This is a genomic window from Marinomonas gallaica, from assembly GCF_049821165.1.
Lineage (GTDB): Bacteria > Pseudomonadota > Gammaproteobacteria > Pseudomonadales > Marinomonadaceae > Marinomonas > Marinomonas gallaica.
This window is the reverse complement of sequence record NZ_CP187511.1, coordinates 3,931,182-3,943,740: the sequence shown is the minus strand read 5'-3', so window position 1 is coordinate 3,943,740 and position 12,559 is coordinate 3,931,182. Positions and strand designations below refer to the sequence as shown.

9 protein-coding genes are annotated in these 12,559 nt (G+C 44.7%); 5 read left to right on the top strand and 4 right to left on the bottom strand.

Annotated features, from left to right (window positions below; translation table 11 throughout):
* Positions 1–2 precede the first annotated feature (2 nt).
* Positions 3–1,847 carry a dihydroxy-acid dehydratase gene (gene ilvD, locus ACPUEK_RS18610; protein ID WP_067223047.1) on the bottom strand — a complete coding sequence of 615 codons (1,845 nt, stop codon included), beginning with the start codon at positions 1,845–1,847 and terminating at the stop codon, positions 3–5.
* 161 nt (positions 1,848–2,008) lie between these two features.
* Here ilvD and ACPUEK_RS18605 point away from each other — a divergent pair, with 161 nt between their 5' ends.
* Complete coding sequence (locus ACPUEK_RS18605; protein WP_067223050.1) at positions 2,009–3,211, top strand: EAL and HDOD domain-containing protein; 1,203 nt, start codon at positions 2,009–2,011, stop codon at positions 3,209–3,211.
* A gap of 976 nt (positions 3,212–4,187) precedes the next feature.
* On the opposite strand, the gene fdxA is transcribed toward ACPUEK_RS18605, so the two are convergent.
* Positions 4,188–4,511, bottom strand: a complete 324-nt coding sequence (gene fdxA, locus ACPUEK_RS18600) for a ferredoxin FdxA (RefSeq protein WP_067033709.1) — start codon at positions 4,509–4,511, stop codon at positions 4,188–4,190.
* Between the two features lie 114 nt (positions 4,512–4,625).
* The gene (gene mutS, locus ACPUEK_RS18595; RefSeq protein WP_425641785.1) at positions 4,626–7,268 is read right to left on the bottom strand and encodes a DNA mismatch repair protein MutS; all 2,643 of its coding nucleotides are present in this window, start codon (positions 7,266–7,268) and stop codon (positions 4,626–4,628) included.
* 75 nt (positions 7,269–7,343) lie between these two features.
* On the opposite strand from mutS, the gene ACPUEK_RS18590 reads away from it, so the two are divergent.
* The 3 genes from ACPUEK_RS18590 to ACPUEK_RS18580 all read left to right on the top strand — a co-directional run bounded on the left by ACPUEK_RS18590 (position 7,344) and on the right by ACPUEK_RS18580 (position 10,670).
* Entirely contained in the window at positions 7,344–7,832 is a 489-nt protein-coding gene (locus ACPUEK_RS18590; RefSeq protein WP_425641784.1) for a CinA family protein, read from the top strand.
* A gap of 102 nt (positions 7,833–7,934) precedes the next feature.
* Positions 7,935–8,993, top strand: a complete 1,059-nt coding sequence (gene recA / locus ACPUEK_RS18585; protein ID WP_067033714.1) for a recombinase RecA — start codon at positions 7,935–7,937, stop codon at positions 8,991–8,993.
* Positions 8,994–9,131: 138 nt separating this feature from the next.
* Complete coding sequence (locus ACPUEK_RS18580) at positions 9,132–10,670, top strand: hypothetical protein (RefSeq protein WP_425641782.1); 1,539 nt, start codon at positions 9,132–9,134, stop codon at positions 10,668–10,670.
* Here ACPUEK_RS18580 and ACPUEK_RS18575 read toward each other — a convergent pair.
* Positions 10,667–11,116: a regulatory protein RecX gene (locus ACPUEK_RS18575; protein ID WP_425641781.1), complete on the bottom strand. Its 450-nt coding sequence runs from the start codon at positions 11,114–11,116 to the stop codon at positions 10,667–10,669. The genes ACPUEK_RS18580 and ACPUEK_RS18575 overlap by 4 nt on opposite strands.
* Positions 11,117–11,295: 179 nt before the next feature.
* Between ACPUEK_RS18575 and ACPUEK_RS18570 the strand changes: the two genes are divergently transcribed.
* Positions 11,296–12,552, top strand: a complete 1,257-nt coding sequence (locus ACPUEK_RS18570) for a D-amino acid dehydrogenase (RefSeq protein ID WP_425641780.1) — start codon at positions 11,296–11,298, stop codon at positions 12,550–12,552.
* Positions 12,553–12,559 lie beyond the last annotated feature (7 nt).

The following is a 12,559-nucleotide window of genomic DNA, read 5'->3' as shown; positions in this document are numbered from 1 at the left end:
GATTAGTCTAGTTGGTCTAGATCGCGTACTGCGCCTTTGTCAGCACTGGTTGCAAAGTGTGCGTACACTTTCAATGCTGTTGATACTTTACGTGGACGTTCTTCAACAGGTTTCCACGCCTCAGAACCTTTTGCTTCCATTGCCGCACGACGGTGGGCCAATTCTTCATCAGACAGCAAAACGTTGATGGTACGGTTTGGAATGTCGATCAAAATACGGTCGCCATTTTCAACAAGACCGATTGCACCGCCTGCAGCCGCTTCAGGTGAAACGTGACCGATAGATAGGCCTGATGTACCACCAGAGAAACGACCATCTGTTAGAAGAGCACAGGCTTTGCCTAGTCCTTTTGACTTGATGTAAGACGTTGGGTAAAGCATTTCCTGCATCCCTGGGCCGCCTTTAGGGCCTTCGTAGCGAACGATGACAATGTCACCCGCTTCCACTTTGTCATCCAGAATGTTCTTAACCGCTTCGTCTTGAGACTCTGTTACGTGAGCACGGCCTTCAAACACAAGAATCGATTCGTCTACACCAGCACTTTTTACAACACAACCATCAAGAGCAATGTTGCCATAAAGCACGGCTAAGCCGCCTTCGAGGGAAAATGCATTTTCAATCGAGCGAATACAGCCTTCTGCACGATCACCATCAAGAGATGGCCAACGAGTGGACTGGCTAAAAGCCGTTTGCGTTGGAATGCCAGCAGGCCCTGCTTTGTAGAACTCCATAATCTCTGGCGTAGGTGAGCGCATGATGTCCCATGTCTCTAATGCTTCGAGCATGGTTTTTGAATGCACTGTGTGACATTGGTTGTGTAAAATACCAGCACGATCCAGCTCACCCAGTAAAGCAAATATACCGCCAGCACGGTGCACATCTTCAACGTGATATTTGGGCGAATTTGGCGCCACTTTACAAAGTTGAGGTACTTTGCGGGATAGGCGGTCGATGTCTTTCATGGTGAAGTCAACACCTGCTTCACGGGCAAGTGCCAACAAGTGAAGAATGGTGTTAGTTGATCCACCCATTGCGATGTCTAGCGTCATCGCATTTTCAAACGCTTCGAAGCTTGCAATGGAGCGAGGTGCCCAGTTTGCTTCATCGTTTTCGTAAAAACGCTTAGTGATCTCTACGATACGGCGACCGGCATCTAAAAATAAAGCGCGACGATCAGAGTGCGTTGCTAATGTCGTGCCGTTGCCCGGTAGACTTAGACCAAGCGCTTCCGTTAGACAGTTCATTGAGTTGGCGGTAAACATACCAGAGCAAGAGCCACACGTTGGGCACGCTGAGCGTTCGTACTCGGCTACTTTTTCATCTGTCGCCGTTGGATCTGCAGCGATCACCATGGCGTCGACTAGATCAAGCTTGTTCTCGGACAGTTTGGTTTTGCCCGCTTCCATTGGGCCGCCAGATACAAAAATAACCGGAATGTTTATGCGCATGGCGGCCATTAACATTCCAGGTGTGATTTTGTCACAGTTTGAAATACAAACCATGGCATCGGCGCAATGGGCATTAACCATGTATTCAACAGAGTCTGCAATCAGGTCACGAGATGGCAGGCTGTAAAGCATGCCGTCATGACCCATGGCGATACCGTCGTCGACAGCGATAGTGTTAAACTCTTTCGCTACGCCGCCGGCGGCTTCAATTTCTCGAGCAACCAGTTGACCCATGTCTTTAAGGTGTACATGACCTGGGACAAATTGAGTGAAAGAGTTGACCACTGCTATAATTGGCTTCTGAAAATCATCGTCTTTCATTCCGGTTGCACGCCATAGCGCACGAGCGCCGGCCATATTACGGCCGCCAGTAGAAGTTTTGGAGCGGTATTCTGGCATTTGTATCCCCACAATTTATTTTGCTTTCTTTATGAGCTCATGTTACCAAGTTTATTGCCCTCGCCCAAAGCGAAATTTAGCAATATACTGCGTAAATAGTAGCTAGTTTCGTCTGAATTATGGTCATATGACGGTTAACGTTAAATAAGGTAGTTGAACGTATGATGTATCACAATGTCGCGCTTGCTCGACAACCGATTGTAGACAATAAACTGTCTACGTTTGGCTATGAGCTGTTGTATCGCCGTGATGTTCAAGCAATGAATGCTGATGTCTATGATCAAGTTGGAGCGACAGCGCAAGTGATTAGTGCCTGTTTGCTCGATCTTGGGATGCAAAACATTGTCGGTACTGGAAAAGCTTTTATTAACTTTCCTCGCGCTTATCTTATTAATCCAAGTGGCGTACCGCTACCAAAAGAACATACGGTCATTGAAGTTCTTGAAGATGCTGGTTTTGATGCCATGTTATTAGCCTCCCTGCGCCGCTGGAACAAAGCCGGTTTTAAAATTGCTTTGGATGATTTTGTTTTTGAGCCAAAATTGGCGCCGTTTGTTGAGCTGGCTGATTACGTCAAGCTCGACATTCTCGCGTTAGGCAAAGATAAGTTTCACCAGCAAGTGGAAGCTTTGCGTCCTTTTAAGGTGAAGATCATCGCCGAAAAAGTCGAAACATGGGAGGACTATCATTTTGCTAAACTGCTTGAAGTAGACTATTACCAAGGCTACTTTTTTGAAAAGCCCCAATCTATTTCAAAAAAAGCGTCCAGTGTAAATCAAATGACCTTACTGCAATTGATGGCGTCGCTCATGCGTGCCAATGATATGTCGATTGGTGAGCTGGAAAATATTGTAGGTCAAGATATAGGGCTGGTTCACAAACTCCTCAAATATCTTAACTCTCCTATTATGGGACTGGTCGCTTCAGTCGATTCTTTGCGTTTAGCGATTACTTTGATTGGTACTGAGCAGCTTAAATCAATAACTAACCTTCTATTAATGTCAGAGATGACGGCGGATCGAGAAGTGTTACAAGGACAAGTGCTGTTACGAGCTAAACATGCTGAGTTGTTTGCGCAGTCGCAGAAATATGCCAATCAAGACCGCTATTTTTTAGCCGGCATGTTGTCGATGATTGATGTCTGTGTCGGCATCAATTTAGACGACGTGCTATCTGAGCTTCCCCTACCGCTAGAATTCACTAATGCCATCATCGAACGTTCAGGCCGCGTTGGCTACACGTTAGATTTAATTGAATCTTATGAAAAAAATCGCATTGTTAAGTCAGAAGATGACTTACAGACGCTGGCTGAAACCTATGCTGAAGCAGTGAAGTGGGTGGAAGGCTTTAAGTCTACCTTTTGAGACTTGATATTTTGTAAGGATATTCTTGCATGCCTGTAAGGTGTTTCTGAAATGTTGCGAGAAAGTTGGAAAGCTGTGTTAGGTTTTTTCTTATCTTTTTGAATTTAAAGTGGTTTTTTTTGTTTTTATTAAAGTTTTGTGTGTTTTTCATTCTTTCATGATTCGGATATATTTAGCTCATCCAGACGGAAATCAAGGATTGAGTGGCACATAGAGGTGCAGCAAGGAAGGGAGCCTTGTGGGATAAAATGGAGCGGCGACGGATGCTTTTAGACGGATTTTATATGAAGGATTAAGGCTCTACGGATTAGGGTCATATTGCCAAGGTTAGGCGGACCTCAGGGATGGGGCGTTACGGATAACGACTCACTGGATGAGTGCTTTAAAGGACTTAAAGCATAATAATGGGCAGCTTAGGCTGCCCTTTTTATTGTCTGCGTCATATTCCTCTGTTCCTCTTATGTTTATCGTTGTTATAACAAAACGTTTGTTTTGTAGGGATTGTCTGACATAGGTGTAGGGTGTTTCTGTAATGCACTCGGATTAATGGAAATATCATTTCGTATTATCGGTAAACATTTGATTTATATGTAAATATTTTGTTTTTTGTGGATTTCGATATGTTTGCATCTCGCATCAGATACTGTACATTTAGCTTATCCAAAGGGAACTCAAGGATTGAGAAGCACATAGAAGTGCAGCAAAGCTTGGAGCTTTGTCGGAGTTAGGATTAGAGAGCGGGCTGCTCAAAGACGGATTTTATAGGACATTCAAACTCGACGGATTGAGTTAAAGAGCCAAGTACGGCACGTTATGGATTGACGGCATGGAGTCGCATACTCACGGACAGAGCGCTTTAACGGATTAGAGCAAAAAAATGGGCAGCCTAGGTTGCCCTTTTCTTTGCCTGCTATTCAGAGGTAAAGGCATAAAAAAAGCAGCCATTGGCTGCTTTTTTTGGTTTTTACTAACAGGCTTATCGCTCTAGGTGCTCAAGCTTGTCTTCTACCCCGTCCCATTCAGCCGCATCAGGAAGGGCATCTTTCTGCTCTGTAATGTTCGGCCAAATCAACGCAAGCTCTTGGTTTAGCTCAACGAATACTTCTTGGCCTTCTGGTAGTTCATCTTCAGAGAAGATCGCACCTGCAGGACACTCAGGCTCACACAAAGCACAATCAATACACTCATCAGGGTTGATGGCTAGAAAGTTTGGGCCTTCGTAAAAACAGTCAACAGGGCAGACTTCTACGCAGTCTGTATATTTACAACGAATACAATTGTCAGTGACGATGAAAGCCATTCGACTTCTCCTAGAATCAGTTCAAAATTTTGCCAGTATTTTAGAGGCATTGCCTGTTTAGCGGCAAGGGGCAATTGTCAGTACCTCTAAATTTTCTGGTATTAGCTTATGCTACTACAGCTCGTTTTTCAGTTTATACAATAGATTAAGCGCTTCGAGTGGTGTTGTGTTGTCTATATCTACCCCTGCTATTGCCTCTTTTAGCTGGCTCGCATCATCTGTTGCAAATAAATCCGCTTGCATGGGGGCGCTTGGACGTATTTGAGGTGTTGCAAGTGGGGTAACGCTTTCTTTTACATGCTGAGGTGTAGATGTTTCGGTGCTCCCTAGATGGGTGCGTTCACCTTCTAATTCTCCTAGCTTCTGTCGCGCGTCGATAATGACACTTCTTGGAACGCCAGCTAATTGTGCAACTTGTAAACCATAAGACTGGCTTGCTGGGCCTTCGTGGACTTGGTGCATAAAGACGATCTCGTCTTCATATTCTGAAGCGGTTAAATGTACATTTGCTGCATTAGGTAAGCGGTCCGCTAAAGTTGTTAATTCGAAGTAGTGTGTAGCGAAAAGTACATAACTGCCAAGTTGATTTGCCAGGTATTCTACTGCTGACCATGCCAAAGAGAGGCCATCAAAGGTGCTGGTACCGCGGCCTACTTCATCCATCAGAACCAAGCTGTCTTTGGTGGCATTGTTTAGAATGTTTGCAGTTTCAGTCATTTCCACCATGAAGGTTGAACGTCCGCCTGCCAAATCATCAGAGGATCCCATGCGGGTGAAAATACGATCAACGACTGAGATAGATGCTGATTCAGCCGGTACAAAGCTGCCAGTGTGTGCTAGCAGTGTAATGATGGCAATTTGACGCATGTAGGTCGATTTACCACCCATGTTCGGGCCTGTGATCATCAGCAAGCTGCGTTCTTGATGCAGATTCAGATCATTAGGTATGAAAGGATCGGAGATCACTGCTTCGACCACAGGGTGTCGGCCCGCCTGAATATTCATACCTCCACGGTTATGAACTTCAGGGCAGCAGAAACCTAGTCGGTTCGCTCGTTCGGCAAAACAAGTTAACACATCCAATTGAGCCACAGCTTGGCTGGCGGTTTGTAATGGTCCTAAAATCTCGTTCAGCTTATCCAGCAATTGCTCATAAAGTTGTTTTTCACGGGCCAACGCTTTGGATTTTGCGCTGAGCGCTTTGTCTTCAAACTCTTTTAGTTCGGGCGTGATAAAGCGTTCGGCATTTTTGAGCGTTTGCCGGCGTACGTATTCCGCTGGCGCGAGGTCTGAATGCAATCGACTGATTTCAATGTAGTAACCGTGTACGCGGTTATAGCCTACTTTTAATGAGGAAATGCCGGTACGCTCTTTCTCTCGACGCTCAACCTCGGCTAAATAATCAGTGGCATTGCTAGACAATGAAATCAGCTCATCCAGCTCCTCGTCATAGCCTTGCGCCATCACACCGCCATCACGAATTACGGAAGGAGGGTTTTCTACAATGGCACGTTGCAACTCTTTGGTCAGTTCTGGTTGTTCGATAAGGCGATCGTACAGTTGTGCGAGGCGGCCTTCAGTAGTGCTGCATCCTTGAATCAAGCTACGCAGTTCTGGCACTGTTTCCAGTGCCCAGCGTAGGCGAACCAAGTCTCTGGGGCGAGCAGAGCGCAAGGCCACGCGAGAGAGAATACGTTCCATATCCCCAATACTTTTAATGGTGCTTTGCAGAGACTCAAATAAGAAATTCTCCATCAGTACATGTGTTGCTGTTTGACGGCTATGAATTTCATTTAGATCACGTATCGGAGTATGCAGCCAGCGCTTTAATAACCGTGATCCCATAGGCGTGGTACAGCTGTCGATAACGCTCATTAAGGTGTTACTGGCACTGCCATTTAGATTTTGATCGATTTCGAGGTTACGTCGCGTCGCGCCATCAATTAAAACGGTGTCGTCCCTTTGTTCAACGCTGATCGACTGAATATGAGGCAGTGCTGAGCGCTGAGTGTCTTTGGCATACTGTAACAGTGCTCCAGCCGAAGCAATGGCAGCGGTAAATGCTTCACAGCCGAAGCCTGACAGGTCTTTGGTGTTAAATTGTTGAATCAACTGACGATAACTGGATTCGTAGTCAAAGTGCCAAGGACCGAGTTCACTGACCCCGCGTTCTAGTGTAATCAAATCGCGCGCGGGGAAGTCTTCAGAAAGTAGAATTTCCTTAGGTGTGAGTCGTTGCAATTCGCTGACTAAGGCTTCATGGCCATCTACTTCAAATACACAAAAGCGGCCACTGGCCATATCTAGATAGGAAAAACCAAAGACGTCTAAGCCTTTACGTTGTATGTGTGCGACAGATAATAGTAAGTTTTCACGCTTTTCTTCTAGAAACGCTTCATCACTGATGGTACCAGGTGTCACAATGCGGGCGATTTTACGGTCTACAGGGCCTTTACTTGTGGCAGGATCACCGACTTGTTCAGCGATGGCAACAGACTCGCCCATACGAACTAAGCGTGCAATGTAGTTTTCAGCCGCATGAAAGGGAATGCCGGCCATTGGAATAGGTTTACCACCAGAGTGGCCGCGTGCAGTGAGCGTAATATCTAACAACTCGGCGGCGCGTTTGGCGTCGTCATAGAACAACTCATAAAAGTCGCCCATGCGATAAAACAGCATCTGATTGGGGTGCTGAGACTTGAGGCCAAAATATTGGCGCATCATGGGGGTATGGTTGTCTTTGTCTGATTGGCTCATGAGAGTGCTCACGTTGTATGGATGAAACAGGGTCGGTATTCTAAGGCATAATTTATTGATATTTAAGGGAACGCAATGGTTCAAGAGAAATTCCTTAAAGACTTGGTCAAACAAGTCGCGAAACGCCTGACTGAGCGTCAGTATCAGTTGGTAACCGCTGAGTCATGTACAGGCGGTTTAATTGGTGCGTATTGTACTGAGATGGCTGGCAGCTCACGCTGGTTTTTTGGTGGGGTGATCAGCTATGCCAATGAAGCCAAAATGGCAGCTTTGAATGTGTCGGAAGCAACGCTTAATACGGAAGGGGCAGTAAGCGCTTCCACTGTGCGCCAGATGTGTGCCGGTGCGTTAGTCCTAGGAGGAGACGTAGCGGTTGCTGTCAGTGGTGTAGCGGGGCCAAGTGGTGGTAGTCTCGAAAAGCCTGTTGGATGTGTCTATATTGCTTGGCAGGTCAAAGGACAAAAAGTAATTGTAGAGCGTTGTCAGTTTGAAGGTACACGTCGTGCGATTCGACGAGAGGCACTGGCGCGTGCGCTAGAGGGGATTTTGGAAGCGACGGAATAAAAATCTGTGTTTTTATACAGTATTTTCTTGAGCGTTTTTTTAAAACGCGCTACATTAAGCTCAGTTTAAATCTACGGATACATTACCAGTTAGGATTGAAATATGGCTAGCACGGCAGACAACAAGAAAAAAGCGTTAGACGCGGCGCTTTCCCAGATCGAGCGTCAGTTTGGTAAAGGCGCCATCATGAAAATGGGTGAAGGCGCAAAATTAGACATCGATACCGTTTCAACCGGGTCTCTCGGTTTAGACATTGCTTTGGGTGCTGGTGGTTTGCCATACGGCCGTATTTGTGAGATTTATGGGCCAGAATCGTCTGGTAAAACAACACTGACGCTAAGTGTGATTGCAGAAGCTCAAAAACAAGGTAAAACTTGTGCGTTTATCGATGCCGAGCATGCATTGGATCCATCGTACGCAGAGAAACTTGGTGTAAACATTGCTGATTTGTTGGTCTCTCAACCTGATACCGGTGAACAAGCGCTAGAAATTTGTGACATGTTGGTGCGTTCAAACAGTGTTGATGTGATTGTGGTCGACTCCGTTGCTGCATTAGTGCCTAAGTCAGAAATTGAAGGTGAAATGGGCGATTCTTCTGTCGGTGTTCAAGCTCGTCTACTATCACAAGCGATGCGTAAACTGACAGGTTCGATTAAACATGCCAACTGCTTGGTTGTATTCATTAACCAAATTCGTATGAAGATTGGTGTGATGTTCGGCTCCCCTGAAACGACAACAGGCGGTAACGCACTGAAGTTCTACAGTTCAGTACGTTTGGACATTCGTCGCATTGGCTCTGTAAAGCAGGGCGATGAAGTTATTGGTAATGAAACGCGTGTTAAAGTGGTGAAAAATAAGATTGCACCGCCGTTTAAACAAGCAGAGTTCCAAATTATGTATGGTGCGGGTATTTACCGCATGGGTGAGATCATTGATTTAGGTGTGAAACAAGGTTTCATTGACAAATCAGGTGCTTGGTATGCTTACGGTGGCAATAAAATTGGCCAAGGCAAAGCAAATGCCGCGCAATACCTTGCGGATAATCCGGCCATTGCTCAAGAAGTTGAAGCGATGATTCGTGAAGAATTGTTGGCTAAGAAAAAGAAACCAGAAGAAGCGGCTGAAGACGTAGCGGCAGAGGCTGAAGAGCTAGACATCTAGCAGTATAGTGAAACTTATAAAAGCAGCCAATTGGCTGCTTTTTTTGCTTTTAATGTTAAAAAAAGTAAGAGTTATGGAGTCTATAAATATTAACCACTACTCTATGTAGAAGCGTTATTTTTATTGAAGGTGTATAGGATGACATTTTTTGTACTGCTTATTATTGCAACAGCAGTATCCACCGTTATGCTACTTGGCAGTGTGTGGTGGTATTGGCGTGTCAAAAAACAACTCGAAAACGAGCCAGTAGAAAAGGATGAGCAGCAGGATACGCCTGAGTCAAATGATACCGAGGTGGCTAGCGACGGTTCGGTTGAAGTCTCGGTGAAAGATGCGTGGTTGGATTTAATAGACCAACAGAAAGACTTATGTAACGAGCTATTAACGACTCAAAATGACAATGAAAATGAAGATCTTACACTTCGTTGCTGGCAAACGTTTTTAGAGGTTGAACGAATTCTGATTCAGGACAGCCATGCAAATGTGGCCGACTATCTGGATAAGTTTGAATTTGTATTGGAGCGTTTAAAGCAGGCTCAAGAAATCGATGCATTACTTAAGCAGCTTTCTGTAAGTAATCAGCTATTGAAGCAGCTTAATAAGGTGATTCAAAAGACGGGAGATGCGGCATTTGAACAAATGAATACGACCGCGAACCTGAATTTAAAACTTGATGGCTTGCAAGATAAGTTACATGAAGAGCTTGAATTGGATCAAGAGCTGGCTGATGTGCGCGCTGAGCTTGCAAGTTTGCATGAATTTGCTGAGCGTTTGAAACAAAAAATGGAATCCAAGAGCGATCATGATAAAGAATATTTAGACACGCTCTCTGAATTTCTAGGAAGTGCTTCGTCAGATAGTTTTCTTGCGCCTATTAAAAGTGAGTTGGACGATAAAGTTGTGGAGCTACAGAGCTTGGCAGACTATCGTACTAAGATCATTGAAGAATTGAAGGTACGTCTTAAAAGTAAGCGCGTGTCAAAGGATGGTAGGCACGTACATTTAGCGGAATATGATGTCGCGTTTGCCAAAATGGAAAAGAGTTTGCTTGAAAGCAACAAGGTGATTAAAGCGCTTGAGCAGAAACTGGAAAGTTTACAAACGATAAAATACAACTTAAATGTCGATGTTCGAAAGCGCGAAGAAGAGCTAAAAGCCAAAGATGCGAAACTGCGTGAGTCGAGAGGTGATGTGCCAATGCAGGCACAAGCATCATTGGCTCGTGAGCAAGATTCTGTTAATGCGATTGTTGAATCTATGGATAAAGTACCTTTCTCTCCAGAATATTCAGATTTTGAAGCAGAGCAAAGTGTCAAGCTGGCTTCGTTACAGGAGCTGGTTAATGAGTCTGAGCTGTATGTTAACGTTCTGGAGCGAGACTTAGAGAGAGCTAAGATTGAGCATGACCGGCTCACTGATCGTCTAGAGAGTGGTGAAGAGGCGCCTCTTATGCTGTCATCAGAAGAAAAAGAAGAGCTTGAGAACTTACGTGAGATCAACTCAGAATTAGAGAGTGAGAAGATAAGTTTAATTGAGCAGCTATCTGTTAATTCAGAGGACACTGAAGCTGTACAAGAGCTACAACAAAAAATAAAGGAACTGGATATGAAGATAGAGACAGTCCAAGTGAACTACGTCAACATGGAAGAACGTTATCTTAATTCATTAATGTCTTAGTCATCTTCACTGAATTCGATCGCGTACTTTACTTCGTCAAAGCTAAAACCGCGGTATACGAGATAGCGTGTTTGTTTCGCTTTAGCTTTAAAGTCTCGTTCCGGCGCATCACCAAATTTGCGTTGTTTAAGCTCCAAAGCAAGCTCAAACCAATCTGCCTCTAGGCTTGCAATGGCTTGTTTTGCCAATTCATCACCAATGCCCTTCATCCTGAGTTCATTCATTATGCGCTGTTTGCCAAGAGGCTTAGACGCTCTGCTGCGACTAAATGCCTCAGCGAAACGCTGATCACTTAAATAGTTTAGCTCTGTTAGATAAAGCAGTGTTTGATCAATGGTTTCTGATTCATATCCTTTACGAAAAAGCTTCTGCTGAAGCTCTTTTGTTGAGTGCTCGCGTGCGCCTAAAAGCCATAAAGCATAATTTTTTGCGTCTAGTTCGGCCATGGTTCTCTACAGAAAAAAGAAAAGTCATTATAACTGAAAATATTGGTGATTGTTTTGGTTTAATGAACTGAAAAAATATAAAAAATCATTTTTATAATCTCTATTTTGGTTTAATTACAGTGAGAAAAACTGCAAATGATCTGTAAAAATAGTCGATAGTTCTATTTTAGAGGTCTGCTATGAAAGTTTGTATTTTAGGTGCGGGTGTTATTGGTTTGACGTCTGCTTATTATCTTGCCAAGAAAGGCATGCAGGTGACCGTAATTGATCGTCAATCGGATGTGGCAATGGAGGCAAGCTTTGCTAATGCGGGTCAGGTGTCTCCGGGTTATTCCGCCCCGTGGGCAGCACCTGGAGTGCCACTCAAAGCAGTGAAGTGGTTATTTCAAAAATACGCGCCTCTGAAAATTAGCCCTGAGCTAGAGCTTAAAAAAGTGGCATGGATGTCTAAAATGCTACGCAACTGTACGGCATCGGCTTATAACACCAATAAGTCTCGTATGATGGCTCTGGCAGAATACAGTCGTGATTGCTTCATCGATCTTCGAAAAGACATTGGTATTTCATACGACGATGGACAAGGCGGGACTTTGCAGCTATTTCGATCTGACGCGCAAGTTGATGGTGCGCAAAAAGACATTAACGTTCTGAGGTCTTTAGGCGTTCCGCATGAAGTATTAACACCGGCTGAAATTCTGGCCGTTGAGCCAGGGTTAGCGCCTTCGATCGATAAGTTTAAAGGTGGACTACGTTTGACGGGCGATGAAACTGGAGATTGCTTCATGTTTTGCCAAGCTTTAAAAAAGCAGTGCGAAAGCATGGGGGTGACGTTCCTGTTTAATACGAGTGTTGAAAAGCTAATCGTGGAACAGACGCGTATTAAGGCGATTAAGACGCTGGACGATACGATAGAGTGCGATCAATTACTGGTCTGTCTTGGTAGTTATTCAAAAGAAATGCTGAAAGCGATTGGTGTAGATGTGCCTATTTATCCGGTAAAAGGGTATTCGTTGACTGTGCCCATCAGTGATTCTAATTTTGCCCCTATATCTACGATCATGGATGAAACCTATAAAGTAGCGGTTACACGTTTAGGTGATCGTATTCGTGCGGCTGGTACTGCAGAGTTAGCAGGGTATAATCTTGATTTACCCAAAGTTCGAACGGATACCATTACTCATGTTGTGAGGGATGTCTTCCCGCAAGGCGCTGATCTTAGTCAGGCTGAATATTGGACTGGATTACGTCCGATGACGCCAGACGGTACCCCTGTTATTGGTGAAACCCCCATTAATGGTCTGTATCTGAATACAGGACATGGCACGCTTGGGTGGACTATGAGTTGCGGCTCAGCAGCCGTTATTGCTGATATCATGGCAGGTGAAAAGACGGCGATTGATTCGTCTGACCTAGCCGTTAAACGTTATGCAAATTAAGGGGCAG

Bases quoted from the DNA above. Each gene is read 5' to 3' on its own strand.
- ilvD (WP_067223047.1), bottom strand. From the start codon at position 1,847: ATGCCAGAATACCGCTCCAAAACTTCTACTGGCGGCCGTAATATGGCC.
- ACPUEK_RS18605 (WP_067223050.1), top strand. From the start codon at position 2,009: ATGATGTATCACAATGTCGCGCTTGCTCGACAACCGATTGTAGACAAT.
- fdxA (WP_067033709.1), bottom strand. From the start codon at position 4,511: ATGGCTTTCATCGTCACTGACAATTGTATTCGTTGTAAATATACAGAC.
- mutS (WP_425641785.1), bottom strand. From the start codon at position 7,268: ATGAGCCAATCAGACAAAGACAACCATACCCCCATGATGCGCCAATAT.
- ACPUEK_RS18590 (WP_425641784.1), top strand. From the start codon at position 7,344: ATGGTTCAAGAGAAATTCCTTAAAGACTTGGTCAAACAAGTCGCGAAA.
- recA (WP_067033714.1), top strand. From the start codon at position 7,935: ATGGCTAGCACGGCAGACAACAAGAAAAAAGCGTTAGACGCGGCGCTT.
- ACPUEK_RS18580 (WP_425641782.1), top strand. From the start codon at position 9,132: ATGACATTTTTTGTACTGCTTATTATTGCAACAGCAGTATCCACCGTT.
- ACPUEK_RS18575 (WP_425641781.1), bottom strand. From the start codon at position 11,116: ATGGCCGAACTAGACGCAAAAAATTATGCTTTATGGCTTTTAGGCGCA.
- ACPUEK_RS18570 (WP_425641780.1), top strand. From the start codon at position 11,296: ATGAAAGTTTGTATTTTAGGTGCGGGTGTTATTGGTTTGACGTCTGCT.